Origin of the sequence: Agromyces mediolanus, from assembly GCF_023715325.1 — a bacterium.
Taxonomy (GTDB): Bacteria; Actinomycetota; Actinomycetes; order Actinomycetales; family Microbacteriaceae; genus Agromyces; species Agromyces mediolanus_A.
In genome coordinates this window covers 97,493-123,966 of sequence record NZ_JAMBNX010000005.1, presented here as the reverse complement: position 1 = coordinate 123,966, position 26,474 = coordinate 97,493, and the positions used below count along the sequence as shown (strand labels likewise).

Sequence of the window (26,474 nt, the reverse complement as noted above, 5' to 3'; positions counted from 1 at the left end):
CGGTGGTGCTCACTGGTCGAGCAGCGCCTGCGCGTCGGTGTCGAGCTGCTTCAGCAGCGCGTCGATGTCGGCGTTCCGGTCGGTGAGGACCGCCTGCACGACGTTGTCCATCAGGGCGTAGATCGGCTGCGTCTGGCCCTTGAACTCGCCGACCGGGCTCTGGTCGAAGATGCCCTCGGTGAAGCCGGTCATCTGGTCGAGCGGAACGTTGATGTAGTCCTGGATCCACTCGCGCGACTCGAGGTAGGTGGCCTGGTCGAGCACCGGCAGCACGGGGGTGCCGACGGCCTGGTCGCTCGCGGCCAGCGCCTTCGCGTCGGCGACCGCGGCGTCCTCGTTCAGCAGCTTCTGCATGTAGTACCAGTCGATCCAGGTGACCGCGGCCGCCTTCGTGTCATCGTCGACCGTGGGGGCGACGACGGCGATGTCGCCGCCGCCGAGCACGCCGCCGCCGTCCTCGAGCGGGATGACGGTGAGGCCGTACTGCGCCGAGTCCATGCCGTAGTCGCGCACGAGCGCCGTGTAGACGTCCGAGCCGCTCGTGTACATGCCGATGTTGCCGGCGGCGAACTCCTGGTTGATGCTGCCCCAGTCGAGGTCGAAGTTCGCGCCCATCGAGTTGTCTTCCCAGCGCAGGTCGTGCAGGTACTGCAGCGTCGCCTTCGTGGCCGGGTTGTCGATGGTCGACGTGAAGGTACCGTCGTCGTTGGCCGTCTGCAGCTCGGCGCCGCGGGAGTCGGCCTGCGCCGCGAGCTGCCAGCCGCCGGTGCCGTTGCTCGTCATCGTCGCGTAGCCGGCCTTGCCGGTCTTCTCGGCGATGGTCTTCGCTGCGGCCCGCACCTCGTCCCAGGTGGCCGGCGGCTGGTCGGGGTCGAGACCGGCCTGCTCGAAGAGGTCCCGGTTGTACTGCAGGCCGTTGGCGTAGGCCTGGCGGGGGAAGCCGTAGACCTTGCCGTCGCTGCCGGTGACCTCCTCGAGCAGGATCGGGTTGAACTTGTCGGTGTAGCCGAGCTCGTCGATCTCCTTCGTGAGGTCCATGAGCTGGCCGTTCTCGAGCAGCGTCTTGGAGTCGGTGAAGGGCACGGTGAACACGTCCGGCAGGCTGCCGCCCGCGAGCTGGGCGGCGAAGGTCGGGGCGGTCCACTCGTACTCGACGCCGATGATGTCGATGTCGGGGTGTTCCTTCTCGAACTGCTTCTCCTGCTCGGCGAAGGCGTCGTAGGCCGCCTGGTCGGCGCCGGGCGGGAAGGTGGCGACGCGGAGCTCGAGCTTGCCGTCGCCGTCGCTGCCCCCGGAGGAGCAGGCGGCGAGCGCGCCGACCATGGCGAGCGCGGCGATGCCGGCCGCGACGGTACGTGATGACTTCATTGTCGGTCCTTTCGGTGCTGTGATGCGGTGAGTGGTGCGGATGGTGCGTGGTGCGGGTGGATGGTGCGTGGTGCGTGGTGCGTGGTGCGGGCGGTGCGGGCGGATGGTGCGGGTCAGGGCGCCGTCGTCGTGCCCGACGGCGCGATGCGCAGCCAGGCGGTGGCGTCGGCGGCGAGCCGGCCCCCGTCGAGCGGGGCGCTCGCGAGGAGGATCGACTCGTGCGGCGGCAGCTCGATGGGAGCCGCGCCGAGGTTCGTGATGCTGAGGAATCCGTCGCCGCGGCGGAAGGCGATCGCGCCGGGGTCCGCGTCGACCCACTCGAGCGCGCCGGAGCGGAGCGCGGGGTCCTCGCGACGGATGCCGAGGGCCCGCCGGTACAGCGCGAGCATGGAGGCGGGGTCGGCCTCTTGCGCCTCGACGGTGAGGCCGGACCAGTCGGCCGGCTGCGGCAGCCACGGCGCCGCCGCGGCGCCCGCCGGGCTGAAGCCGAAGGGTTCTGCGAGCCCGCGCCAGGGCAGGGGGACCCGGCAGCCGTCGCGGCCGGGGTCGATGCCGCCGGAGCGGAAGTGCATGGGATCCTGCAGCACGGCGACGGGGAGTTCCACCTCGGGAAGGCCGAGCTCGTCGCCCTGGTAGAGGTAGAGCGAGCCGGGCAGGGCCGCGGTGAGCAGCGCGGCGGCGCGGGCGCGCCGGGTTCCGAGGGCGAGGTCGCTCGGGGTGCCGAAGCGCTTCTTGCGGAAGGCGAAGCTCGAGTCCTCACGGCCGTAGCGCGTCACCGGTCGGGTGATGTCGTGGTTCGAGAGCACCCAGGTGCTCGGCGCGCCGACCGGAGCGTGCACGCGCAGCATCAGCTCGATCGAGGCCCGCAGCTCGGCGGCGTCCCACGGGCGCGTCATGAAGTCGAAGTTGAACGCCGTGTGCATCTCGTCCGGGCGGAGGTACGCCGCGAAGCGCTGGGCGTCGGGCAGCCAGATCTCCCCGACGAGCACGCGGGGGTCGTCGTAGCTCTCGGCGATCCGCCGCCAGGAACGGTAGAGCTCGTGCAGCTCGTCGCGATCGATGTGGGGGTGCTCCCCCGGCCCGGGCGCGGTCGGGTAGTCGGGCAGCTCGGGGTGCTTCATGAGCTGCGCGGCGGAGTCGATGCGCACGCCGGCGACGCCGCGGTCGAACCAGAACCGCAGGATCTCCTCGTGCTCGCGCCGCACGTCGGGGTGGGTCCAGTTGAGGTCGGGCTGCTCGGGGGTGAAGAGGTGCAGGTACCAGTCGCCGGGCGTGCCGTCGGGGTTCGTCGTGCGGGTCCACGGCTCGCCGGTGAACTCCGACACCCAGTCGTTCGGCTTCTCGTCCCCGGCCGGGCCGCGGCCGGGCCGGAACCAGAAGCGCTCGCGCTCGGGGCTGCCGGGGCCGGCGGCGAGGGCGTCCTGGAACCAGGGGTGCTCGTGCGAGACGTGGTTCGGGACGATGTCGATGATGGTGCGGATGCCTCGGGCGGCCGCGTCCTCGATGAGCTCCTCGGCGTCGGCGAGGGTGCCGAAGGCGGGGTGGATCGCCCGGTAGTCGGCGACGTCGTAGCCGCCGTCGGCGAGCGGCGAGGGGTACCAGGGGGTGAACCAGAGTGCGTCGACGCCGAGCTCGGCGAGGTAGTCGAGCCGGCTGCGCACGCCCTGCAGGTCGCCGATGCCGTCGCCGTCCGAGTCGGCGAAGCTGCGCACGTACACCTGGTAGATGACGGCGCTGCGCCACCAGTCGGCGTCGCCGGCCGGAGTGCCGGGGCCGGCCGTGGTGGCGGTGAGTGGCATGGTCACGCGCTGGTGCTCCTCGTCGTTCGGCGCGCCGTCGCGTCTGACGACGGCGTCTTGCCGGTCAACGTAATGAGAGCAACAGGATGATGCAACTATTCAACAAATCGACAAAATGTTTCGACGACTTGCGTGAAATTGCGTCAGCCGCTTGCACCACCCGCGCAAGCGGCACCCCCCGACTCAGCACCCACCTCAGCACCCGACTCCGCACCCGACTCAGCACCCGACTTGCCCGACTTTCATGAAAGTCGGGCAAGTCGAGAGGGTGGTCACGCAGGGTTGCCCGACTTTCATGAAAGTCGGGCAACCCTGAATCAGGCGGGGGTGGGGGCCGGGCCCGTGGAGCCGCGGACGACGAGCTCGGGGGCGAAGAGCACCTCGTCGCCGAGGGCGCGCTCGCTCGTCATCTGCCGCAGCAGCAGTTCGATCACCATCTTGCCCATCGCCTCGATCGGCTGGCGCACCGTCGTGAGCGGCGGCTCGGTGCAGTTCATCAGCGCCGAGTCGTCGTAGCCGATCACGGAGACGTCCTCGGGCACCCGGAGTCCTGCCCGGCGCACCGCCCGCACCGCGCCGAGCGCCATCGGATCGCTCGCGCAGACGATCGCCGTGACGCCCGCCTGCAACAGCTTCGCGGCCGCCGCCTGCCCCGACTCGAGCGAGTACAGCGAGTGCACCACGAGCTCCTCGTCGAGGGCGAGGCCGTGCCGCTCCGCCATCCGCCTCGCCGCCGCCAGCTTGCGCCTGGACGGCACATGATCGCGCGGCCCGAGCAGGATGCCGATGCGCCGGTGCCCGAGCTGCACGAGATGCCCGTAGCCCTGCTCGATCGACATGGCGTCGTCGCACGACACCGTCGCGAAGCCGAGGCCGTCGACCGGGGCGTTCAGCAGCACCGTCGGGAGCTTCAGCTCGACGAGCCGCCCGTAGTGCTCGTGCGAGGCATCCGCCTGCGAGTAGGCGCCACCGGCGAAGACGACGCCCGAGACCTGCTGGTGCAGGAGCAGCTCGACGTAGTCCGACTCGGAGACGCCGCCGGCGCTCTGGATGCAGAGCACCGGGGTGAAGCCGTTCTGCGCCAGCCCGCCGCCGATCGACTCGGCGAGCGCGGGGAAGATCGGGTTCTGCAGCTCGGGCATGACCAGTCCGACCAGCCGGGCGCGTTCGCCGCGGAGTTTCGTCGGCCGTTCGTAGCCGAGCACGTCGAGCGCCGTGAGCACGGCGTCCCGCGTGGACGCAGACACCCCGGGCTTGCCGTTCAGCACCCGGCTGACCGTGGCCTCGCTCACGCCGACCTTGCGTGCGACATCCGCCAGTCGTCTCGACATGCGAGCAATCGTATGCGAAGTGCGCGCAAGAACTCGACGAACAATCGGTCCGGCGCATCCGCTCCGCCCGGGCGAGGCCGAATAGGCTTGGCGCATGGGCAAACTGGTCTACGGCGCCTCGTTGCGCGAGTTCGACATCGACGACCGGACGCTCGCCCACCTGCGGGTCGCGATCCTGAACAAGCTGCGGCGCTCCGAGTCGTTCGCGTTCACCTGGGAGCACGGCGTCGACCGCGGGTCAGGGCGCACGACGGTGTGGCTGAACGAATCGATCCCGGTGCAGTTCGTCTTCAGCGGCAATCGGCCGCCCAAGCTCAACCGGCTCTGGATCGAGCAGCTGCTGCTCTCGGCGAACAGCGCCGGCGGCCTGCAGCATGTGCTCGAGCCGGACGATTCGGAACCGTTCGACTCCGAGTAGCCGGCCGGCCGTCCGCTCAGTCGACCGCCTCGATCTGCGTGCGCACGTAGTCGCGTTCGTGGGGCGCGAGCCGCACGGGCGGCTCCGCGTCCGGTCGGCCGCTGCGTGCGGCGATGACGACGATCTCGGCGATCGCCTCCTCGTCGAGCTCGGCTTCCAGGTCTTGCAGCAGCCGGTGCTTCGCTTCGATCGACAGGTGCGGCCACCAGCGCTCGATCTCGATGCGGGCCGTCGCGTCCTCGGCCCGGAGCACGTCGTCGTCGCCGTCGCTCATTTCGACTCCTCATCGTCGGTGTGCTCGATCTCCTGCACGTCCACCCCGACCCGCACGGGCTGCCCGGACTCGGTCGGGATGGGCCCGGTGTCGAGGTTCTCGGGCACGAGCTCGATCCCCCCGGTGCTGTTGGCCGAGCGCATGAGGTCTTCGATCCAGCGCACGCTGAGCTCCGGACGCTCCGGTTCGTCGAACACGAAGCGCAGGGGGATGGACGGATGCATCCACAGGGTGCTGCGACCGCGCGGCTGCTCGTCGGCGTGCCGCCAGGAGAACGTGAAGCTCTCGTTGCGACGGAGCTTCGTCGTGATCGCGACCTTCAGGTGCGCGAGCGCGCGGTCCTCGATGCCGATCGGCGTCCCGGAGTCGCCGTAGTACAGCGTGCCCATGCCGCCGATGCTACGCCGACCCGCGCAGCGATGCGAGCGGTGGCGGAGGCTGTCAACCCCCTGCAGCCGGGGCGGGTATCGACCTACCGTCGGGACGAACGACGAAAGGAGCACGCCATGCCCGGTCGCAGGAACGCCTCGTTGAAGGATCCGGAGCTGTACGAGAAGCTCCGCGACGACGGCGCCTCGAAGGAGAAGGCCGCGCGGGTGTCGAACGCCGCGGCGAAGCAGGGCCGCAGCGAGATCGGCCGCAGGGGCGGATCGCACGGCGACTACGAGGCCTGGACGGTCCCGCAGCTCAAGCAGCGCGCCAAGGAACTGGGCCTCACGGGCTACAGCGGCAAACGCAAGTCGGAGCTCATCTCGGCGTTGCGGAACCACTGAGCCACGGCGTGCCGGTCGACGCGGTCAGCCGCCCTCCCGACGCACTTCGGCCGGGTCGAGGTCCGGTCGGAGGCCGCGCCAGCGCGCGTGCCGGACGACGCCGGTACGGGTCCATGAGCCGAACTCGATCTCCCCGACGAGCTCTGGGCTGACCCAGACGGCGTCGGCCGCGTCCGCCGCCGGCACGTCGACGAACGGTGAGGCGCCCTGCTCCGACTCCCTGAGGCGGGCGAGCAGCCGGTCGAGTTCGCGCTCCCGGAAGCCGCTGCCGACCCGCCCGACGTACTCGAGCCCCTGCGCGCCGGGCAGGCCGAGCAGGAGGGAGCGGATCCGTCCCGTGCGGGTCCCGGCGCCCTTCCGGTACCCGCCGATCACGACCTCCTGCGTGCGCGCGAGCTTCAGCTTCAGCCAGTCGTCGCTGCGCTCCCCCGATCGATAGGGCGCGTCCCGGCGCTTCGCCATGACCCCCTCGAGCCCGAGCCGCTCGGCCTCGGCGAGCGCCGCCGCGACCGGGCCGTCGGCCGCGGCGGGGACCTCGACGGGCACGCTCGTTCCGGGGCGGAGGAGCCGCTCGAGCCGCCCCCTGCGATGCAGGTACGGCTCGTCGACCGTCGGCGACCCGGCCAGCTCGAGCACGTCGAAGAGCAGCAAGCGGACGGGGATGCGCGGTGCGGTCTTCGCGATCTCCCGCGGGTCGGCGAGGTTCATCCGATGCTGCAGCAGGCCGAAGTCCGGGCGGCCGTCCTCGTCGAGCGCGACGATCTCCCCGTCGACCACCGCATCGGCGCGGAGCGCGTTCGCGAGTCCCGCGAGTTCCGGGTAGACGTCGGTGACGTCCCGGCCGGTGCGGCTCGCGAGCCGTACCGCGCCGTCCTCGACGCGGGCGAGCACGCGGATGCCGTCCCATTTCCACTCGAGCGCCCGATCCTCGCCGACGAGACCGGGGGCTCCGGCGACGGCGAGCATGGGCGCGTAGGGGATGGCCGGCGGGCGGGCGCCACGTGCGCGGGGCCGAGTCGGCTCGGGCGCCGGCACGGATGCCTCGGCCGGCACGGATGCCTCGGCCGGCGCCGCGATGACGGATGCCTCGGCCGGCACGGCCGGCGCCGCGTGCCACTGCCCGGGGCGCTGCTCCTTCATGCGGTGCAGCAGCCAGCTGCTCTTCTCGCCCGCCCCGTCCGTGCGGATGAGGGCGAGTCGCACCCGCCCGAGCGGGCCGCCGACGCGCCCTTCGAGCGTGAAGATCAGCTCGTCGTCGCGCCACTTCTCGAGCTCGTAGACCCCGGTGTCCCACACCGTCATCGATCCGGCGCCGTACTCCCCGGCGGGAATCGTGCCCTCGAAGTCGAGATACTCGAGCGGGTGGTCCTCGGTCTGCACGGCGAGGTGATTCACCCCCGGCGTCTCGGGCACCCCCTTCGGCACCGCCCAGCTCCGCAGCACGCCCTCGCGTTCGAGCCGCAGGTCGAAGTGCAGGCGGCGGGCGTGGTGCTCCTGGATCGTGAAACGGTGGCCCGAGGCATCCGCCGCGCCCGAGGCATCCGCACCCGCCGTCTCGATTCGCTCGCGCGCCGCCGGGATCGGCTCGGGCGTCGCGCCGACCGTGCGCTTGGCGCGGTACGCGTCGAGCGCGTCGCCGCCTGGAGCCGACCCGCGACCGAGGGGCGCCATGGGATCGCCGGAGGCGGCGACCCGGGCGAGCACCTCGTGGAACTCCAGCTGCCCGAACCCCGGCGCATCGAGCTCCGCCCAGTCACGAGGGGCGGCCACCGTGGGGCGGAGCCGTCCGCGCAGCGAGTACGGCGCGATCGTCGTCTTCTTGCCGTTGTTCTGGCTCCAGTCGATGAGCACCTTGCCGGTGCGCAACGCCTTGCGCATGCTCGACACGACGAGCTCGGGATGATCCGCCTCGAGGGCGCGGGCGAGCTCGTGCGCCACCTCCGAGACCTGCTCGGAAGTCTGCGAGCCGTCGAGCCCGGCGTAGAGGTGCAGGCCCTTGCTGCCGCTCGTGACGGGCACCGCGTCGAGGCCCATCCCGCCGATGAGGTCGCGTACGAGCCGGGCCACCTCGGCGCACTCGGCGAGGCCGACGCCCTCCCCCGGGTCGAAGTCGAAGACCATCCGGTCCGGGTTCGGGGCGGAGCCGTCCGGGGCGAAACGCCACTGCGGCACGTGCAGTTCCAGGGCCGCCTGCTGCGCCATCCAGACGAGGCTCGCGCGGTCGCCCGCGATCGGGTACGTCTTCGGCCCGTCGGAGTGCTGGATGACCCCGCGGCGCAACCACTCCGGCGCGTGCTCGGCGAGGTTCTTCTCGAAGAAGGGCGTCTCGGGGTGCAGGGCGGTGCCGACGCCGTGCACCCAGCGCTTGCGAGTGACGGGGCGCCCGGCGACGTGGGGCACCATGACGGGGGCGATCTCGGCGTAGTACGAGATCACCTCGCCCTTCGTCGTGCCCGTCTCCGGATACATGACCTTGTCGAGGTTCGTCAGCCGCAACCGTCGGCCGTCGACCTCGACGAGCTGGCGCTCTGCATCCGCCATGCCTCCATCCTGCCCGCTCGCGCCCCGGGGAGGCGAGGGGGTGCACGCAAGGGGGTTCCGGTGAGGCATCCCTGGGTGTTCACTGGTGGGATGCGAGCCGTCTGGAAGGGCGCGGTCACGTTCGGCCTCGTGAACGTGCCCGTGAAGCTGTACAGCGCGACCGAGGACCACGACGTGAGCCTGCACCAGGTGCACGCCGAGGACGGTGGGCGCATCCGATATCAGCGCAAATGCGAGGTCTGCGGCAAGGTCGTCGCCTACCAGGACATCGACAAGGCGTACGACGACGGGGAGCGCACCGTCGTCATCACCGACGCCGACCTCAAGGCGCTGCCGGCCGAACGCAGCCGCGAGATCGAGGTCGTCGAGTTCGTGCCGAGCGAGCAGATCGATCCGATCATGTTCGACCGCTCGTACTACCTCGAGCCCGACTCCGCGTCGAGCAAGGCGTACGTGCTGCTGCGGGAGACCCTCGAGTCCACCGACCGTACCGCGATCGTCCGGCTCGCGCTGCGGCAGAAGACGCGGCTCGCCGCGCTCCGCGTGCACGAGGAGGTGCTCGTGGTGCAGACCCTGCTTTGGGCCGACGAGGTGCGCGAGGCCGCGTTCCCGGCGCTCGACGAACGGGTGAAGATCAGCGACAAGGAGCTCGCCCTCTCGAAGCAGCTCGTCGAGAGCCTCGTCTCCGACTTCGATCCGACGCAGTACGTCGACGAGTACCAGCGGGAGCTGCGCACCCTCATCGAGGCGAAGCTGGAGCAGGGCGACGCGCTCGACACCGCCGCCACCTTCGGCGAGGAGCCCGAGGAGGAGGGCGCCGAGGTCATCGACCTGATGGAGGCGTTGCGGCGCTCCATCTCGGCCAAGCGCGGCGGGGCGGATGCCTCTGCCGACGACGAGGCGGATGCCGACGACGAGGCGGATGCCGAAGCCGACCCGGCCCCGAAGAAGCGGACGGCAACGAAGAAGGCCCCGACGAAGACGCCCGCTGCGAAGAACGCCCCGAGCAAGAAGCCCGCCGCCAAGAAGAAGGCGGCCTCGTAGCGGACGGCGTCGTAGCGGACGGCGTCGACCTGGTCATCACCTCGGCCGAACGCGCCGCCAGCGGGCGCTGAGCGGGCGCTCACCGCGCGCTGGGCGCGCGTCAGTCCGACGACGTCGGGCCGGCGAGCCACCGCGCGGGCGCCGTGACCGTCATCTGCTCGATCGCGTCCGCCCCGACGCCCCGTTCGCGGAGCAGTTCGAGGAAGACGGAGTGGATGAAGCTCAGCCCGTTGCCGCCGTTCGTCCTCCACATCTGTTTCAGGAAGAGGTCCTGAGACAGGGTCAGCTGGCCGGCGTACCCCTCGGCCACGAGCGCGGCGATCCGATCCGCGGTCTCGTGCGGTGCCGGCGAGGCGCCCTCGCCCGGGAACGCGATGTCCAGCCCGATCATGTCGAACTCCAGGACCGCCCCGCGGTCGAGCAGCGCGGTCTGGTAGGCGACGTCCGGCGCCGACGGGTCGCTGTGCGCGAGCGCGATCCGGCCGGCGTCGACGCCGAGCTCGTCGACCAGGAGGTCGAGCACCTCGTGTCCGCGACGCTGCCACCCGGGCAGGTGGATGTTCATGCCGACCTCGGGCCGCTCGGTCTGCGCGATCCCGGCCGCGCGCAGCGCGGCGCGTTCGGCCCGGGTGAACTCGGGTGACACTCCGATCTCCCCGATGACGCCGGCACGGATGCCGCGTACGCCGCGGCTCAGCTCGTCGACCATCTCGCGCGCCTGCTCGTCGACCGTGCGCGCCGTGATGCGGGAGCCCTCGAGCTTCTCCAGGTACGGGCCGGTGCCCATCACGACGTGCACCCCCGTCGTCCGCGCGAGTTCGACCAGCCGTTCGGGGTCGCGGCCGATGGCGGGGCTGCCCGTGGCATCCACGATCGTCCGCCCGCCGAGGGCTTGGAAGCCCGTCACCTCCGCGACGACCTCCTCCACCGGCTTCGGCCCCAGGTTGTCGGCGCAGCAGTACGGGTCCTGTCGCAGCAGCGACTGCCAGCGCGGCGCCACCCGCTGCCCGACGAGGGCGCGCGTCGCCCGGTAGGCGGCTGGGGCGAGCACCGGGGTGAGGTCGTTGAACAGGTGTTCGTGGGGCAGCACCACGCCCAGCTCGGCCGCGGCGACCGGCCCGAGCACGGTCTGCACGACGGCGGGGCGCACCTCAGTCACCGGTGTCCGCCGTTCGAGCCGGTGCCGCGCTGCGGGCGGGGATCATGGCGATCGCGGCGGCGGCGAGGGCCACGAGCGCGCCGACCACGGTCACGAGGTGGAGGCTGCCGCCGTGCGAGGGCACGGCCAGCTCGATCAGGATCGATCCGATGAGCTGTCCCGCCGTCGAGGCGAGCCCGAGCAGGAGGAGGCCGAGCCGGCGTACGAGGAGCGCCATCAGGGCGATCGAGAGGAGACCGAGGGGCCCGCCGAGGTACATCCACCAGGTGTCGGGCAGGCTGAAGTGCGCACCCGTGGCCGCCATCCGGACGAGGTAGACGGCGCCGAGCGCGACGAAGCCCACGAGGAAGTTCCAGGTGATGGACACGAGCATCGAGCCGGACAGCCGGCCGATCTCCGAGTTTCCCGCGGGCTGCCACCCGGCGAGCAGGCCGCCGACGAAGGGCATGATCGCGAGCGCGATCATGTGCGGCGCCGACCAGCTGGGCGAGACGACGAGCAGGGTCGCCCCGACGGCGAGGAACGCCCCGAGACCCCGCTGGATGGTGATCGCCTGCTTGACGGGGACGCCGATGCCGAGGCGGTCGCAGAGCACGCCCGAGATGACGAGACCGGAGATGAGCGAGGTCTGGAACACGGCCACGCCGAGGAAGCCGACCGTCACCCCCTCCGAGAGCACGATCACGGCGCCGCAGAGCCCGGCGAAGAAGTTCCATCTCGGCAGCTCGCCGCGGCGGAGCTGACGCGGCAGGGCGAAGAACGCGCGACGCGTCCGCCCGCGGGCGAGCACGACCACGAGCATGAGCGCGAGGCCCGTGCCGAAGGAGATCAGGGCGGCGGCGTGGCCGTCGTTCAGGGTCGCGCCGAGCCGCCCGTTGACGAGCGCCTGGAGCGGACCGAGCATGCCCGCGAAGACCGTCGCCAAGGTGAACAGCGCCACCGAGGCCGATCGGGCCGACTGGGCCCGGAGTGCAGACGTCATTGTCATCATCATCGTTCCTTCGTCAGTCTCGCGGATCCGCCGTGGGCGCCGCCGATGCTCCCGCCAGCCAGCGGAGGGAGTTCGCGAACAGGGGCCCGTAGCCGGGCCAGGACATGAACTCCTCGGGAGCCCAGTGCGGTGAGACATCCGACATGAACGCCAGCGTGCGCCCCGCACCGACCTCGCGGATCGCGAGCAGGGGGTCGCCGGCGATCTCGGCGAGCACGGTGGCATCCGGCTTCGCGACCGCGCGCTGGTACCCGAGCAGGATCGGCCAGCGGGCGTCGAGCCCGTCGGTGATGACGTGGGGCCGCACGACCCCTCCGCGAACGCCCTCGGGCGTCTCGACGCGGTCGTCGTACGGGGAGAGGTCGACGGGCAGCACCTCCTCCACCGCGGTGCGGTGGTAGTTCGCCTTGCCCTCGAAGCCCTGGAAGCTCAGGTAGCCGCCGGCCATCATCAGCCCGCCGCCCCCGTGCACCCAGTCGCGCAGGAGCGTGAGCCGGTTCGGCGTGGGCCGGCCGAGCGAGAAGGTGTCGGGGTGCAGCAGCAGGGAGTTCGCACCGATGTCGGAGAGCAGCACGACGTCGAACGCGGACAGCGCTTCGAGCGTCTGCGGGAATCGTTCGGCGACGTCGTGCGACCGGAGGTGGACGACGTCGAGCCCCTCGGCTTCGAGTGCGCTCAGCAACCGGGCGCAGCCGATCTGCACCCGGGTGTGCGCGAAGGGGTCGTACCCCTTGTGATCGATCGTCGCACTCACCCACGACTCGCCTGCGAGCAGGACTCTCACCATCGTCGCCTCCACGTCTTGCTTGTTGCGCACTGTTGCGCAACATGCGCATCAATCTAGGATGGATCGCGCACGGAGTCAACACGGAGATGAGGGGGCCGCCGGATGTCGCTCAGTCGAGTCGCTCGCAGCGCGGGAGTGTCCACCTCCACGGTGTCGCGGTACGTGCGCGGCGAACTCAAGGTCTCCCCCGCCACCGCGCGCCGGATCGACCAGGCCCTGGCCGAAGACGGGCGCCCCGCCGCCGACCGCTCACGCGCAGTCACGACGATCGGCCTCGTCGTGCCGTCGCTCGCGAACCCGTACTTCGCCGCCCTCGCCGACGCCGTCGTGGATGCCGCGGCCGAAGACGGCATCGAGGTCTTCACCGCCCTGACCGGGTCCTCCGCGTTGCGCGAACGCAACAGCGTCGAGCGCCTCGCCCAAGTGCCGAACCTGGGCGGCATCGTCTACCTCGGCATGCACAGCACGAACGAGGCCTTCACCGGACGGGTCGGCGAGGAACTGCCGGTCGTGCTCCTCGACGAGTACGTCATCGCCGATGGGACGCGCATCTCCCAGGTCACGGCGGACAGCTTCGGCGGCGCCTACCAGGCGACCGCGCACCTCGCCGGCCTCGGGCATCGCCGCATCGCGCACGTCGGCGGCCCGCGCGGCCTCGAGACGGCGGAGCAGCGGGAAGCGGGATTCCGGGCGGCCATGACCGACCACTCGCTCGAGGTCGACGACCGTCTGGTGCTGCGCGGCAGCTACACCGCCGACTTCGGCACCAACTTCTTCGCCCACGTGAGCTCGGTCGAGCCCGCACCAACGGCCGTCTTCTGCGCGAGCGACATCGCCGCCATCGGGGTGCTCGAGGCAGCCCGCCAAGCGAGGATCGGCGTCCCGGACGAGCTCTCGATCATCGGCTGCGACGGCATCGCCTTCGGCGACTGGACGAGCCCGCAGCTCACATCCGTCGCCCAGCCCACCCAGATGCTCGCACGGCAGGCCGTCGACGAGCTCATCCACGTCGCGACCGGCGGCACCCCGACCCCGCACACCCTGCCGATGACGCTCCGCGTCCGCGCCTCGACGGCACCGCCGTCGAGCGGGCGGGCGGAGTCGGCGGACCGCTGACCCGGACCACGGTCCGGCCGCACCCGGAAACGACGAAGCGCGCGGCATCCGGGGAGGGATGCCGCGCGCTCGCGCGTCAGGACGCTGGCCGTCAGGCGGCGCAGGCCGCGGTGACCTCGTCTGCAGCGGTCTGGATCGCCGTCTGCTGGGCGGCGAGCGCCTCAGGGTCCTGGGTGCCGTCGGCCGGGATGGTCACGGCGTAGTCGGCGGCGTCGCCGAGGGCGGACTTCAGGCCCTCCAGCGCGTCCTCGACCTTGGTGTCGTCGCCGGCCTGCTCGTCGAGCGCGTCGACCCGGTCCTCGAGGCTCTCGAGGTAGGTCTTGGTCTCGGCGCCGTCGGTCGCGGTCGCGAGCGTGTTCTGCGCGCCGTTCGAGACGCCGCGAACCTCGCTGCGGATCGCGTCGCAGCCCTCGGTCGCCGACGTCGAAGCGGCGTCGCCCGAACCGGACGTGGCGCAGCCCGAGAGCAGCAGGGCACCCGCGAACACGAGTGCCGTCGTCGTCATGAATCGTTGCATTGTGTGCAACCTCCCCTGTTCTGTTGTGACCACGGGAGTCTACGCCGCACCGGGGACACCGACCGGCCGGGGCCACCTCCGGCGCACGGATCAGGCCGTGGCGAGGCCGATCCAGAGCGCGAGGACACCGAGCAGGGGTGCGCCGAGCTGCACGAGTGCGGCGCGGGCCTTCGAGGGGCTCGACACGAGCAGCACGAGCCCGGCGGCGACCATCATGCCCGCGCCGGCGAAGACGAGCGTGGCGCCCACCGCGACCGCCCCGGCGGCGAAGGCGACGATGCCGGCGAACACGGCGATCGCGAGGAAGAGGTTGTAGAACCCCTGGTTGAACGCGAGGGCGCGGGTGAGCGCAGCCTCCTCGTCGCTGCGGATGCCGAACGTCGCCCGGGCGCGCGGCCCGGTCCAGATGAGCGACTCGAGCACCCAGATGTAGACGTGGATCAGCCCGCCGAGGCCGGCGAGCACCAGCCCGGCGGCGATCATGCGGCGGCCCTCGCAGTGCGACGCAGATGCAGGAGCGGGAACGGCCGCCCCTCACCGTCGAGCTCGGAGCGGCCGACCTCGACGAAGCCGCGGGCGAGGTAGAAGCCCCGGGCGACCGGGTTCTGCTCGTTCACGTCGACGCGGAGCTCGCCGCCGTCGGCGCCGACGTCTTCGAGCAGGAGGGTGCCGATGCCCTGGCCGTGCCTGGCCGGGTCGATGAAGAGCATGTGGATCTCGCCGTCGTCGTGCGAGATGAAGCCCGCGACCTCGCCGTCGTCGTCGACGGCCACGCGCAGGTCGCCGAGCTGGGGCAGGTAGCCCGCGACGACCTCTTCGTACCAGTCGACATCGGCCGGCGCGAGGAAGTGGTGGGTGGCCTCGACGCTTGCGCGCCACAGCTCGAGCAGGCGCGGGTGGTCGCTCGGCGCGGCCGGTCGGATCGTGGATGCCATGCAGAGCACGATACGCGACCCCTCCGACGGTGGGTGGTCCTCAGCCGCCGAGCCCCTCGCCCGCGAGCAGCCGCTCCAGCACCGAGCCCGCCGGCACAGCGTCGTACTTGTAGCTGAGCTTCTGCAGCGGGGCGGCGTCGAGGATGCGGCGGACGGTCGCGCGGCGCCAGGGCTGCATCATCTCGAGCTGCAGCAGGTGCGCCGAGGTCGCCGAGAGCGGCGGTACGGCGTCCCACTGGCCGCGCGCCTCGGGCACGAGCGCCTGGACCACCTCGAAGATCCGGTGGTAGAGGAAGTAGTCGGGCAGATCGTCCGTCGACTCCCACCAGGCGTCGAGCGCGAGACGCTGCAGCACGAGCACGACGTCGCGCGGCTGCCCGGCGATGAACCAGTTCGCGATCTGCCGCTTCGCCCAGCGCGGGAACACCACTCCGGCGCGCAGCAGCCGGTGCAGCTCCGCGTCGAGGGGACGGTCGACCCAGGCCGTGGCATCCACCCAGATACCGCCGTGCTCGGCGAGCACCCGGGTGCGCACGTAGTCCGAGAAATGCGCGGGGCGCGCCGCCTCCAGCACGGTGGCGACGCGCTCGGGGATCTCGACGAGCTCGCGCGCCGCCGCCCCGTCGAGCACCCGGGCGTGCGGGTACGTGCGCTGCAGTTGGGCGACGCAGGCGCGCACGAGCGGCGGTGCCTCGGCGATCGGCCGGTTCCAGAACGTGAAGACGCGGTCGCTCGGCACCGGTTGCGCGGCGGCGGCGCGGGCCGAGCGCCGTGCCCGCCAGCTCGCGAAGGGCGGCGGCGCCTCGGGCAGCCCGGCTGCGCGACGCAGCTCGCCGAGTCGCGGCTGCAGCAGCTGCACGAGGCGCAGCGAGGTGCGCAGCGACGCGGCGAGGTCGATGGTCTCCTCGAAGCGCGCCGAGCGTTCGAGCTGAGCGCGCAGGCCCGCCATCACCCGGTCGAGATCGGGGATGCCTCCGGTGCCGCTCATCCCCCGAGGGTACCGAGCGGCGCCGCCCGGGCGACGGCCACTCGCACCCGAAACCGGACTTGCCCGACTTTCATGAAAGTCGGGCAACTCGGTTGGGGGGTCACTGCGCGGGCGCCGCGTCGTCCGCGATCCGGGCCGGCCGCGGGTTCGCCCGGCCGCGGATGAAGATCAGCAGCACGAGCGCGCCCACGATCAGCACGATCGTCGCCGGCCCGGCCAGCGCCAACAGCGGGTGCTCCGCGCCGCCGCCGACCTCGTCGACCCCGCCGCTCGCGAGGAAGGTGGTCGGGTCGGTGAGGCCGTGCAGCACCATCGCCCAGACGATGCTGCCGGTCACCCGCATCGTCAGGTACATCAGGATGCCGAAGGCGAAGGTGTAGAGCAGGGTGAAGCCGACGGTCGTGATCGCCTGGCCGGTGAGTGCGTTCACCGTGTGCATGAGCGCGAAGAGCAGCGCCGAGACCGCGGCGACGGCCCACTCGCCGTGCCCCGCCTTGCGCATCAGGGTCACGACGAATCCCCGCGTCACGAGCTCCTCGGAGAGGCCGATGAAGAGACCGGCGACGAACGTCATCACGATGACACCCGCCGAGTACTCGGCGTAGTCGATGCCGAACAGCCGCAGCGCGACGGGGATCAGCACGAGGACCGGGGCCGACCACATCCACCAGCGGCCGCGCACCGGCTGCCGGCCGAAGAGCGGGCGCGGCAGCCAGCCGAGCGACCAGGCGAACGCGAGCAGCACGATCGAGCCGAGCACGACGGGCAGGACCAGCCCGGCGAAGACGCTCCCCGGCGTGGCGAACAGGTCCTCGTCCATCATCGGCCGGGTGAGCGGCAGCAGCAGGAGCGGCAGCAGCTGGTAGACGCCGAGATACCCGACGACCACCAGGGCCGCCTTCCACCACCCGCCGCGGTTCCAGAAGGCGCGCCAGCCGCGCTCGGGGACGGCGGGCGTCGGGGCGGCGGTCACGGGGAGTCCTCTCGGCAGGTCCCCGAGCGGCTCGCGCCGACGGCGCGACGGGGTCGAGGTCGGTGTTCAGAAGGTAGCGGAGCGGATGACCGGCGCGGAAGCACGGCGCGCAGGAACTCCGCTCCAGCCGGAGATGGTGGATGTCGGCGGGCCCCGCTACCGTCGCGCTATGACCTCGACGGCACTCACCGCCCTCGCCGCACGACTCGGCGAGCGGCTCGTCCTCCCCGAAGATCCTGCCTACGACGAGGCACGTGCGCCGTGGAACCGAGCGGTCGACCAGCGCCCCGCCGCGGTGGCGAGCCCGCGCGACGTCGACGAGCTCCGCGACCTCCTCGAGGCGGCGCGCGCCGACGGCCTGCAGCTCGCCGTGCAGCCCGGCGGCCACGGCGCCTCGGGCTCGCTCGAGGGCGCCGTGCTCGTGCGCACCGCCGCCTTCGACTCGGTCGAGGTCGACGCCGAGCGGCGGGTGGCGCGCGTCGGGGCGGGAGTCGGGTGGGGCCGCGTGCTCGAGGGGCTCGAGGGCACCGGGCTCGTCGCCCTCTCGGGCTCCAACCGTGTGGTGCACACGGTGCCGTTCCTCCTCGCCGGCGGGCACTCCTGGTTCAGTCGCGAGCACGGGCAGGGCTCCGCCTCGCTCATCGCCGTCGAGCTGCTCACCGCCGACGGCGAGCACCGCTGGGTGCGCGACGAAGACGACCCGGAGCTGCTGTGGAGCCTCCGCGGCGCGGGCGGCGCCGTCGGCGTCGTGACCGCGATCGAGCTCGAGCTGTATCCCGCCCGCGAGCTCGTCGGCGGCCGGCTGGCCTTCGACGGAGCCGATCTCGCGCCCGTGCTGCATGCGGCGCTCGCCGCCCAGGCCGCAGCCCCGCGCGAGGTCGCCCTGCACGCGGGGGCGATGCGGCTGCCCGACGTCGAAGCCGTTCCCGCCGAGCTCCGCGGGCGCACCATCGTGACCGTCCAGGCCGTCTCGACCGACGGTGCCGACACCCTCGAGTCGGTGCTCGCACCGGTGCGGGCCGCCGGCGCCGTGCAGCTCGACACGATCGCCCCGATCGGCATCGAACAGCTCGCGGTCGTGGCCGACGAACCGACCGACCCGAGCGCGGGCTACGGCTGGGGCCGCTTCGCCGACCTCGACGCGGCCGCACTCGACGCCCTGCTCGAGACCTGGCAGTCGCCCGCGGCGCAGGCGGTCATGATGATCGAGTTCCGCGGGCTCGGCGGTGCGCTGGCCGAGGCGCCCGAGCGGCCGGCGATCGCCGGGGCCGTGCCGCACTCGCACGTCGTGAGCGCCCGCGCGGTCGCGGTTCCGGGCATCGAGCCCGCGGTGCAGGCGGGGTTCGCCGCGATCGCGGCGGCGCTCGGCGAACGGGTCACCGAGCGCACCTTCGCGACGTTCCTCGAGGGCGAGCCGAGCTACCTCGGCGCGTACGACCGTGCCGACGTCGAACGGGCCGACGCCGTGCGGCGCCGGCTCGACCCGGAGGGCCGTTTCCGGGGCAACCGCGTCTTCGCCTGAGCCGCGGCCGGGCCGGGCCGGGTCCTGCCCCACCGGCACCGCACCGGCTCCTGCCCCACCGGCACCGCACCGGCTCCGGCCCCACCGAGCCCGGCCCGACTCAGCGGTAGGCGATGTGCACGGCGTCGATCGTGCCGTCGAAGGCGAACGGCATCCGCTCGGCGTACGCCCGCGACACCGCGCCGCCGTAGGCACGCCCGACGTCGAGGCAGTCGTTCGCCGAGAAGAGCAGCGGGGCGCTCACCGGCACCGTCCCGCTCGCGGCCTCCTCGCCGTCGACCCGCAGCACGACCGAGAGCGGGCCGCCCGGCCGGCGCTCGACGTAGGCCGTCTCGATCTCGATCGTCGTCTCACCGGCGGGCAGCGCGGAGGGTGTCGCGATGATCGTCCGCTGCACGAGGAAGAGGTTGTACTCGTAGTGCAGCACCCCGTCGATCAGGTAGACCGTGAGACCGCCGCCCGCCCCGCCGAGCTTGTAGAGCACGCCGTTCGCGCGCTCGGGGAGCGTGGCCCGGATGGTGACGAGGTTCGGCGTGTTGCCGAGGGCGGGCGCGCAGAACTCGGGAATTCGCACGGTGTCCCCCGAGAGCTCCCACTCGGTGTACGCCGGGCCGAGCCGGTACTCGGGGTGGTAGACGGGAACCCAGAGTCCGCCGCCGATCGGCAGCACCTCGTTCCGCGCCGCCTCGATCGCGAAGAGCTCCTTCAGCTGCGCGAGCTTGTCGGGGTGCTCGGCGGCGAGGTCGCGCGCCTGGCTCCAGTCCTCGTCGAGGTGGTAGAGCTCCCACGGGTCGGCGTCGGGCGTCCACGTCGCGATGCCGGGAGGGGCGCCCGGCACCCAGGGCAGCCGGGGTCCCGTCGCCGAGGCGAGCCAGCCGTCGGCGTAGATCGAGCGGCTGCCCATGATCTCGAAGTACTGCACCCGGTGCCGCCCCTCCGCGGCCGCGTCGTCGATCGCGTACGCGAAGCTCGTACCGTCGATCGGGATCTGCGGGATGCCGTTCACCGTCTCCGGCGGCTGGATGCCGATGATCTCGTAGATCGTCGGCACGAGGTCGATGACGTGGTGGAACTGCGTGCGCGGCGAGGCATCCGGCGCGATCCTGCCCGGCCACTGCACGAACATGGGGTTCCGCGTGCCGCCGAGATGCGAGGCCATGAGCTTCATGCCCTGGTAGGGCGTCGACCCGGCCCAGGCCCACGCCGCGTGGTACTGGTTGTCGGTGGCCGGGGTGCCGAGCGCGTCGAGGCCGCCGAGCTCCTCCAGCGCGGCGAGGTGCTGGTCGATGGTCGTCGGGATCATGTTCTGCGCGAGCAGCTCGCTGATCGTGCCGTTCTGCCCCTCTCCCGACGAGCCGTTGTCGCCCCAGATGTAGACGATGATCGTGTCGTCGAGGTAGCCGAGCCGGTCGAGCTCGTCGATGAGCCGGCCGGCCTGCACGTCGGCGTGCTCGCCGAAGCCGGCGGCGATCTCCATGAGCCGCCGCTGGAAGGGCTTCTGGTGCTCGGGGATCTCGTCCCAGCCCTGCAGGTTCTCGGGCCTCGGGGTGAGCTCGGCGGAGTCGGGGATCCAGCCGGCCGCCTTCGCCCCGGCGAACGCCTCCTCCCGGTAGGCGTCCCAGCCGTCGTCGAACGCGCCGGCGTACTTGTCGGCCCACTCCTTCATGATGTGGTGCGGACCGTGGATGGCCCCGGTCGCCCAGTACAGGTAGAAGGGCTGGTCGGGCGCGTTGGCCTTGTGGTCGCGGAGCCAGCGCATCGCGTCGTCGGCGAGGTCCTCGCTCAGGTGATACCCCTCCTCGGGCGAGCGGGGCGGCAGCACGGTCGTCGTGTTCCGCACGAGGTTGGGCTCGTACTGGGAGGCCTCGCCCGCGAGGAACCCGTAGAAGTACTCGAAGCCGTAGCCGGTCGGCCAGCGGTCGTAGGGGCCGGCCGCGGTCGTCTCCTCCGCGGGGGTGTTGTGCCACTTTCCCCAGGCCGCGGTCGAGTAGCCGTACTGGCGCAGCACCTCGGCCATCGTCGCGCTCGACTTCGGGATGTGCCCGGAGTAGCCGTCCCAGTCGTTGGCGAGCTCGGCGATCTGCCCGTTGCCGACCCGGTGATGGTTGCGCCCCGTGAGCAGGGAGGCGCGCGTCGGCGAGCACATCGCGGTCGTGTGGAAGCGGTTGAAGCCGATGCCGCCCGCACGGATGCGCGCGAGCGTCGGCGTCTCGACGAGGCCGCCGAGCGGCTTCGGCAGCGCGGGTCCGGCATCGTCGATGAGGATGACGAGCACGTTCGGTGCGTCGGCAGGCAGCCGTCGCTCGGGCGGCTTCGGCGCATAGGTGGACTCCTGCAGGGTCCGCCCCGCGGTGCTGCCGGAGGCCTTCGGCGGGAACGGCAGCGTGCGTGCCGTCGGCAGCGCCTCCCCGATGACCGATGTGCGCTTGCCCGTCATGTCGACCTCGACTCCGCGGTGCCGCGCCGTCGCGGCAGACGCTGCCGACCGCATCCCCCCGGATCCGGCGGCGTGTTCGCCGCCGTCGCGCGCCCGATCGCAGCCTAGGGCGAGACGCGAGGGGAACTCAAGAGCCCGTCGCGGGGGGCGACCCCGTGCTCGTAGGCGTAGATCACGGCGTGCACCCGGTCGCGGAGGCCGAGCTTGCCGAGCACGGCCCGCACGTGCGTCTTCACGGTGTTCCTCGTGAGGTGCAGCGTGGCGCCGATCTCGTCGTTCGAGCGCCCGGCGACGATGAGCCCGAAGATCTCCCGCTCCCGCGCGGTGAGCGGGGCCAGCGCGTCGGGGTCCGCCACGGGCGCTCGCCGCAGCAGCCCGATCACCTTCTCGGCCACCCCGGGAGCGAGCGCCGCGCTGCCGTCGGCGACGTCGAGCACCGCCTGTCGGAGCGCGGCCGGGCGGATGTCCTTCGTGACGTAGCCGCACGCACCCGCACGGATCGCGGCGACTACGAGTTCGTCGGCATCGAAGGTGGTGAGCACCAGCACCCGGGTGGTCGGCGCGAGCCGAGTGATCTCGGCGGTGGCGCGCACGCCGTCGAGACGAGGCATCCGCAGGTCCATCAGCACCACGTCGATGCGGTGCGCGCGCACGAGTTCGACGGCGGCCGCGCCGTCGCCCACGTCGAAGGCGACCTCGATCTCCGGGTCGGCCTCGAGCAGCGCACGCAGCGCCCCGCGCAGCATCGCCTGGTCCTCCGCCAGCAGCACCCGCACCGGTCTCATCGTCTCTCCCGCACCGGGAGCATCGCTTCGAGCCGCCATCCGCCGTCCTCCGTCACCTCGAACGTCCCGTCCGCCGCGAGCACTCGCTCGCGCACCCCGGACAGCCCGGAGCCCGAGCCGCGCGCCCGGCGCGGCCCGCTCCCGCCGTCGTCCTGCACTACCACGCCGACCCGGTCCGCCTCCCAGCGGAGGCGCACCCGCACGGCGAGCGGGGGCTGCACGTGCCGCAGCGCATTCGTGATCGCCTCCTGCACGAGGCGCACCAGCGCGAGCTCGGCCCGCAGCGAGAGCGTCCGGCGCTCGCCCTCCTCGACGAGCTCGACCGTGTGCAGGGAGGTGGAGGCCGCGGCGACCATCGTCGGCAGGGCCTCGAGCGACAGCGGCAGTCCCGACGTCGCGCCCGGGTCGGCGTCGAGCACCGCGAGCATCGCCCGCAGGCCGTCGAGCGCATCACGGCCCGACTCGGCGATCTCGAGCAGCTCGGTCTCGGCGCCCGGGTCGACGGTCGCGAGCGCCGCCGCCTCGGCTCGCGCGATCATCACGGTGAGCGAGTGGGCGATGACGTCGTGCAGGTCGCTGCGGATGCCGGCCCGCTCGGCCCGGCGGGCCTCGTCGATGCGGGCGGCCTGGGCGGATGCCGCGCGCTCGCGTCTCCGGGTGGCCGCGATGGCCGCCAACCAGATGCCGACGACGGTGCCGGCGAGCAGCACCCCTTCGGTCAGCCGCATCCACGTGGGCTCCACGTCGACCGAGCGTCGGACGGCGACGAGCTCCGCGAGCACGACGCCGAGGAGGCCGACGGCGAGCGCGACGAGCCGCCGGGTGCGCGCACCGAGTTCCGCCTCGCGCCAGAGGACGAGGAGGAAGCAGCCGGCCGAGGGCAGCAGGCTCGGCGACCAGCCGGGCATGGGGAGCAGGACGAGCGCGACCATGGCCGCGGCGGAGAGGGCGAAGCCGGCGTCGGGGAACCGACCCGCGAGCCCGACCGCGACGTGCAGTGCCACGGTGACCGCGACGGTCGCGCCGACGAGCCAGGTGCCGCCGCCGCTGGCGGCGATCAGCACGATCACCGCGACCGAGGCCGGAGCCAGCACGAGGTGGCCCACGAGCGCGGCACGCCGCCACCCCCGGCCGGGCTGCGCGGCGGGGTGGGCGGCGGACGCGGGATCGGGATGCATGCTGCCGCAACGATCCCACGATCGGCGGATGCCCGCCTCATCCCGCGGGGTGATGTCGCGCCCGCTCGCGGTGCATACCGTTCCTGGCATGCATCGGCCTCTCCCCCGCAGATCCGCCCATTCCCGCCCGCGCAGGCTCGCCGCCGCGACCGTCGCCGGGCTACTGCTCGCCGTCGGCGCCGCCGGGGCCGCCGGCGCCGCCGGGGCCGCCCCGGCCGCACTCGCGTCGAACGGCTCGCCCGAGGCATCCGCTCCCTCCCCCACCCAGCTCGTCGAGGACTACCGCGCCGTGTACGGCACCCCGGGGGCCGCCGCCGCGATCATCACGGACACCGGGGTCGAGCGCGTGACGAGCGGGCAGGACGGCGAGGGGCGGGAGGTGAGTGCGAGCACCCCGTTCCGGATCGCCTCGATCAGCAAGTCGATGACGGCGACCGCGGTGATGCTCCTCGTCGAGCGCGGCGAGTTCGGGCTCGACGACCCGGTGGCGCAGCTGCTGCCCGAGTTCCGGCTCGACGATCCCCGCGCCGGCGAGATCACTGTGCGGCAGCTGCTCCAGCACCGCTCGGGGCTCTCGATCCGCACCAACGACGAGTACGCGCTGCCGCCGGCCGGAAGCGCCGAGGAAGCGGTCGCACGGCTGGCGAATCGGCACCTCGCGTGGGACCCGGGCTCGCAGTTCGAGTACCACAACACGAACTACGCGATCGCCGCGCGCCTCGTCGAGGTGGTCGCGGGGCAGCCGTTCGACGAGTTCCTCGAGACGGAGCTGTTCGCCCCGCTGGGCATGACGGACACGCTCGCCACCGAGGGCTGCTCCGACGAGGTCCCCGGCGTGGCCGACGGCTACGAGGTCGTGCTCGGATTCGCCGTCGACGTGCCGGAGATGCCCGGGCTGTGCGCCGGGAACGGCGGGGTGATCTCGACCCTCGACGACCTCGTGCGCTGGATGCGCTTCAACACCGGCGCGACGATCGGACTGCTCGGCGCGGACTCGCTCGCGACCCTGCACCAGGCGACCGCCGGGAGCGACGGCTACGCGCTCGGCTGGCAGGATCGCCGCACGCCCTCCGGTGTTCCCCTCGTCGGCCACGGCGGCACGCTCGCGACCTGGACGGGCGACGTGGTCTTCGCCCCCGGCGACGGCACCGCCGTCGTCGTGCTGACGAATGCGGCCGGTTCGCCGGGCGAGCTGTCGGCCAACCTCCTCGCGACGGTCACGGGCGACCCGGTGCTGCCGATCGAGAACCCGTTCACCGCGCTGAACGCCGTGCTGCTCGCGCTCACGATCGTGATCGGCATCCTGCTGATCCTGGCGATCGTGCGGGCGCCGCGCTGGGCCCGGCGCCGGGTGTTCGCGAGGCGGCCGCTCGTGGTGCTGCGGCTGCTCCCGATCGCGGCGATCGTCGTCGGCGGGGCGCTGCTGCCGATGCTGATGAACGCGAACACCGGGCTCGTCACGAACTGGGTGGTGACGCTGTGGCTGCTGCCGATGGCCGCGATCCTCGGCCTGGTGTGCGTCGGGTTCGGGCTCGCGGCCCTCGTGTGCCGCGCCGCGAGCTACGCCCGGGCCCGCCGTCGGGCGGCAGCCCGCTGAGCGTTCCGCCGCCCGCCCGCCCGCCCGATCAGCGGAGCACGCGGTCCCGCCCGGCCAGGTAGCCGAATACGACCGTCAGGCACACGAGCCCGGCGAGCACGAGCAGGGGCGGCGTCCACGATCCGGTCACGTCGTGCATCAGGCCGACGGCGATCGGGCCGGCGGCGGCGAGCGTGTAGCCGACCGACTGCGCCATGCCCGAGAGGGTCGCCGCCTGCGCGTGATGGCTGGTGCGCAGGCCGAACGAGCTCAGCGCGATCACGATGTTGGACCCGCCCGCGATGCCGGCGACGATCGCCCAGACCGCGGCCAGGGCCGGCGCGACGAGCACGCCGAGCACCGAGCCGAGGAAGAGCGCCGAGCTGCCGGCTGCGAGCCAGCGCTGGTCGCGGAGTCTCGGGATGAGCGCCGAGGCGGCGAGGCTGCCCACGATGCCGGCCCCGTTGAGCAGGAGTTGATGCAGGCCCGCCGACGCCCGGTCGATGCCGGCCGAGGCCTCGATCGAGGGGAGCCAGGTGATCAGCACGTAGAAGCCGAGCGACTGCAAACCCATGAACGCGGTCACCTGCCAGCCGATCGCGGAACGCCAGGGCGAGCGCAGGCCCGCGAGATCCGGGTGCTCCGCATCGGCGAGATCCTGGGCCGAGAGGTGCGTGGTGCGCCGGAACTGCGGCAGCATCACGGCGATGGCGATGAGCGCGAGGCCGGCCCACATGCCGAGCGGCAGTCGCCAGCCGAGGGCGGAGGCGCCGGCGACGGGCACGGCGACGCCCGCGGCGAGTGCGGCGAAGGCGGCCTGCACGGCCGAGTAGGTGCCGGTCACCTGGCCGATGCGCTTCGGGAAGTCGCGTTTCACGACGGCGGGCAGCACCACGTTCAGCACGGCGATGGCGACGCCGAGCAGGGCGGTGCCGATCCACAGCAGCGCGAGGCCGGGCAGCGATCGCACCACGAGCCCGACGGCGAGGGCCGCCAGCGCGATGCCGAGGGAGCGTTCGAGGCCGATCCGGCTCGCGATGGCCGGAGCGATCGGCGAGACGACGGCGAAGGCGACGAGCGGCAGGCTGATGAGCACGGATGCCTCGAGCGAGGCCAGCCCGAGGTCGTGCTGCAGCTCGCCGAGCACCGGCCCGACGGTGGTGATGCCGGCGCGGAGGTTCGCCGCGACGAGCAGGAGCCCGGCGAGCACCAGGGCGGGGCTGAGGGCGCGGGCGGAGCCGCTCACCGGGCGTTCCCGGGGAAGCCGGTCTGCTCGTGGGCCAGCCGGACCATGCGTTCGGCGGCGGCGGCGGCCACCTCGGCGTCGCCGGCGACGATGGCCTCGGCGAGTTCGGCGTGGGCGTCGTCGACGTGCCCGAAGGCGGCGCGCTGGGCGGCGAGATCGACCTCGGGGCCGGTGAGGGGGGCGAGGGCCTGTTCGTTGCCGCCGACGCCGCGATAGAGCTCGGCGAGCAGCGCGTTGCCCGAGGCATCCTGCACCGCGCGGTGGAAGCGCACATCGGCGTCGGCGTACTCGGTGACGGTCTGGGCGGCGGTGCGCGCGGCGAGCGCGTCGAGGATCGCGCGGTGCTCGGCTTCGCCGGCTCGCTGCGCCGCGAGCCGGGCACCCTCGCGCTCGAGGAGGAGGCGCACCTCGGCGACGTCCTCGGCCCGGTCGTGGTCGAGGCGTCGGGCGAGCGCCGGGGCGACGTCGCTGGCGGCGACGACGAAGGTGCCGTAGCCGGCGCGGGCGCCGAGCAGCCCGGCGTGCACGAGCGAGCGGATCGCCTCGCGCAGGCTGTTGCGGCTCACCGCGAACTCGGCGGCGAGCTCGACCTCGGTCGGCAGGAGCGCGCCGACCGCGTATTCGCCCTCGGCGATGCGGCGGCGGAGCTCGTCGGCCAGCTGCGCCGAGAGCGGGGTGTTGTGGGAGACCGTTGGCACCAGCCCAGCCTACCCCGA

25 protein-coding genes are annotated in these 26,474 nt (G+C 72.6%); 6 read left to right on the top strand and 19 right to left on the bottom strand.

Going from position 1 to position 26,474, the window contains the following annotated elements:
- Positions 1-9: 9 nt before the first annotated feature.
- From M3147_RS10520 to M3147_RS10510, 3 genes are all read right to left on the bottom strand, one after another.
- Entirely contained in the window at positions 10-1,368 is a 1,359-nt protein-coding gene (locus M3147_RS10520; protein WP_251203429.1) for an ABC transporter substrate-binding protein, read from the bottom strand.
- Positions 1,369-1,481: 113 nt separating this feature from the next.
- On the bottom strand, positions 1,482-3,167 hold the full coding sequence (locus M3147_RS10515; RefSeq protein ID WP_251203629.1) for a glycoside hydrolase family 13 protein: 1,686 nt from the start codon (positions 3,165-3,167) through the stop codon (positions 1,482-1,484).
- A 317-nt stretch (positions 3,168-3,484) separates the two neighbouring features.
- Entirely contained in the window at positions 3,485-4,498 is a 1,014-nt protein-coding gene (locus M3147_RS10510; RefSeq protein WP_251203428.1) for a LacI family DNA-binding transcriptional regulator, read from the bottom strand.
- A 94-nt stretch (positions 4,499-4,592) separates the two neighbouring features.
- On the opposite strand from M3147_RS10510, the gene M3147_RS10505 reads away from it, so the two are divergent.
- Entirely contained in the window at positions 4,593-4,916 is a 324-nt protein-coding gene (locus M3147_RS10505; protein ID WP_251203427.1) for a DUF7882 family protein, read from the top strand.
- Positions 4,917-4,932: 16 nt separating this feature from the next.
- On the opposite strand, the gene M3147_RS10500 is transcribed toward M3147_RS10505, so the two are convergent.
- The gene (locus tag M3147_RS10500; protein ID WP_251203426.1) at positions 4,933-5,190 is read right to left on the bottom strand and encodes a hypothetical protein; all 258 of its coding nucleotides are present in this window, start codon (positions 5,188-5,190) and stop codon (positions 4,933-4,935) included.
- Positions 5,187-5,579 (bottom strand): DUF7882 family protein, encoded by a 393-nt coding sequence (locus tag M3147_RS10495; protein WP_251203425.1) that lies wholly within the window; start codon positions 5,577-5,579, stop codon positions 5,187-5,189. The genes M3147_RS10500 and M3147_RS10495 overlap by 4 nt, the downstream gene beginning before the upstream one ends.
- 117 nt (positions 5,580-5,696) lie before the next feature.
- Between M3147_RS10495 and M3147_RS10490 the strand changes: the two genes are divergently transcribed.
- Positions 5,697-5,963, top strand: coding sequence for a DUF7218 family protein (locus M3147_RS10490; protein ID WP_251203424.1), 267 nt, complete (start codon positions 5,697-5,699; stop codon positions 5,961-5,963).
- Between the two features lie 24 nt (positions 5,964-5,987).
- Here the strand turns inward: M3147_RS10490 and M3147_RS10485 are convergent, their stop codons facing one another.
- Positions 5,988-8,504 (bottom strand): ATP-dependent DNA ligase, encoded by a 2,517-nt coding sequence (locus M3147_RS10485; RefSeq protein ID WP_251203423.1) that lies wholly within the window; start codon positions 8,502-8,504, stop codon positions 5,988-5,990.
- Between the two features lie 90 nt (positions 8,505-8,594).
- On the opposite strand from M3147_RS10485, the gene ku reads away from it, so the two are divergent.
- Positions 8,595-9,548 carry a non-homologous end joining protein Ku gene (gene ku, locus M3147_RS10480; protein WP_251203422.1) on the top strand — a complete coding sequence of 318 codons (954 nt, stop codon included), beginning with the start codon at positions 8,595-8,597 and terminating at the stop codon, positions 9,546-9,548.
- 100 nt (positions 9,549-9,648) lie between these two features.
- Here the strand turns inward: ku and M3147_RS10475 are convergent, their stop codons facing one another.
- The 3 genes from M3147_RS10475 to M3147_RS10465 are packed head-to-tail and all read right to left on the bottom strand — an operon-like array spanning position 9,649 to position 12,485.
- Entirely contained in the window at positions 9,649-10,707 is a 1,059-nt protein-coding gene (locus M3147_RS10475; RefSeq protein WP_251203421.1) for a phosphotriesterase family protein, read from the bottom strand.
- Positions 10,700-11,689: a DMT family transporter gene (locus M3147_RS10470; protein WP_251203420.1), complete on the bottom strand. Its 990-nt coding sequence runs from the start codon at positions 11,687-11,689 to the stop codon at positions 10,700-10,702. Before M3147_RS10470 ends, M3147_RS10475 begins: the two co-directional genes overlap by 8 nt.
- Before the next feature lie 22 nt (positions 11,690-11,711).
- A complete protein-coding gene (locus M3147_RS10465; protein ID WP_251203419.1) occupies positions 11,712-12,485 on the bottom strand; it encodes a glutamine amidotransferase in 774 nt (257 codons plus the stop codon).
- A 102-nt stretch (positions 12,486-12,587) separates the two neighbouring features.
- On the opposite strand from M3147_RS10465, the gene M3147_RS10460 reads away from it, so the two are divergent.
- Positions 12,588-13,601 (top strand): LacI family DNA-binding transcriptional regulator, encoded by a 1,014-nt coding sequence (locus tag M3147_RS10460; protein ID WP_285873764.1) that lies wholly within the window; start codon positions 12,588-12,590, stop codon positions 13,599-13,601.
- 91 nt (positions 13,602-13,692) lie between these two features.
- Here M3147_RS10460 and M3147_RS10455 read toward each other — a convergent pair whose 3' ends face one another.
- The 5 genes from M3147_RS10455 to M3147_RS19540 all read right to left on the bottom strand — a co-directional run bounded on the left by M3147_RS10455 (position 13,693) and on the right by M3147_RS19540 (position 17,014).
- Positions 13,693-14,106, bottom strand: coding sequence for a hypothetical protein (locus tag M3147_RS10455; RefSeq protein ID WP_251203417.1), 414 nt, complete (start codon positions 14,104-14,106; stop codon positions 13,693-13,695).
- Between the two features lie 102 nt (positions 14,107-14,208).
- A complete protein-coding gene (locus tag M3147_RS10450; protein ID WP_251203416.1) occupies positions 14,209-14,601 on the bottom strand; it encodes a DUF1304 domain-containing protein in 393 nt (130 codons plus the stop codon).
- On the bottom strand, positions 14,598-15,053 hold the full coding sequence (locus M3147_RS10445; protein WP_251203415.1) for an acetyltransferase: 456 nt from the start codon (positions 15,051-15,053) through the stop codon (positions 14,598-14,600). The genes M3147_RS10450 and M3147_RS10445 overlap by 4 nt, the downstream gene beginning before the upstream one ends.
- Before the next feature lie 40 nt (positions 15,054-15,093).
- The gene (locus M3147_RS10440) at positions 15,094-16,041 is read right to left on the bottom strand and encodes a capsular polysaccharide synthesis protein (protein ID WP_251203414.1); all 948 of its coding nucleotides are present in this window, start codon (positions 16,039-16,041) and stop codon (positions 15,094-15,096) included.
- A gap of 100 nt (positions 16,042-16,141) precedes the next feature.
- Positions 16,142-17,014, bottom strand: coding sequence for a CPBP family intramembrane glutamic endopeptidase (locus tag M3147_RS19540; RefSeq protein ID WP_251203413.1), 873 nt, complete (start codon positions 17,012-17,014; stop codon positions 16,142-16,144).
- 169 nt (positions 17,015-17,183) lie between these two features.
- On the opposite strand from M3147_RS19540, the gene M3147_RS10430 reads away from it, so the two are divergent.
- Complete coding sequence (locus M3147_RS10430) at positions 17,184-18,536, top strand: FAD-binding oxidoreductase (RefSeq protein ID WP_251203412.1); 1,353 nt, start codon at positions 17,184-17,186, stop codon at positions 18,534-18,536.
- Between the two features lie 100 nt (positions 18,537-18,636).
- Here the strand turns inward: M3147_RS10430 and M3147_RS10425 are convergent, their stop codons facing one another.
- The 3 genes from M3147_RS10425 to M3147_RS10415 all read right to left on the bottom strand — a co-directional run bounded on the left by M3147_RS10425 (position 18,637) and on the right by M3147_RS10415 (position 22,936).
- Complete coding sequence (locus M3147_RS10425) at positions 18,637-20,973, bottom strand: arylsulfatase (protein WP_251203411.1); 2,337 nt, start codon at positions 20,971-20,973, stop codon at positions 18,637-18,639.
- A 104-nt stretch (positions 20,974-21,077) separates the two neighbouring features.
- Positions 21,078-21,758, bottom strand: a complete 681-nt coding sequence (locus tag M3147_RS10420; protein WP_251203410.1) for a response regulator — start codon at positions 21,756-21,758, stop codon at positions 21,078-21,080.
- Entirely contained in the window at positions 21,755-22,936 is a 1,182-nt protein-coding gene (locus tag M3147_RS10415; RefSeq protein ID WP_251203409.1) for a sensor histidine kinase, read from the bottom strand. The genes M3147_RS10420 and M3147_RS10415 overlap by 4 nt, the downstream gene beginning before the upstream one ends.
- Before the next feature lie 88 nt (positions 22,937-23,024).
- On the opposite strand from M3147_RS10415, the gene M3147_RS10410 reads away from it, so the two are divergent.
- The gene (locus M3147_RS10410; protein WP_251203408.1) at positions 23,025-24,533 is read left to right on the top strand and encodes a serine hydrolase domain-containing protein; all 1,509 of its coding nucleotides are present in this window, start codon (positions 23,025-23,027) and stop codon (positions 24,531-24,533) included.
- Positions 24,534-24,561: 28 nt separating this feature from the next.
- On the opposite strand, the gene M3147_RS10405 is transcribed toward M3147_RS10410, so the two are convergent.
- Together M3147_RS10405 and M3147_RS10400 are read right to left on the bottom strand one after the other, a co-directional pair.
- Positions 24,562-25,758: a CynX/NimT family MFS transporter gene (locus M3147_RS10405; RefSeq protein WP_251203407.1), complete on the bottom strand. Its 1,197-nt coding sequence runs from the start codon at positions 25,756-25,758 to the stop codon at positions 24,562-24,564.
- Positions 25,755-26,456, bottom strand: coding sequence for a FadR/GntR family transcriptional regulator (locus M3147_RS10400; RefSeq protein WP_251203406.1), 702 nt, complete (start codon positions 26,454-26,456; stop codon positions 25,755-25,757). The genes M3147_RS10405 and M3147_RS10400 overlap by 4 nt, the downstream gene beginning before the upstream one ends.
- Positions 26,457-26,474: the final 18 nt, after the last annotated feature.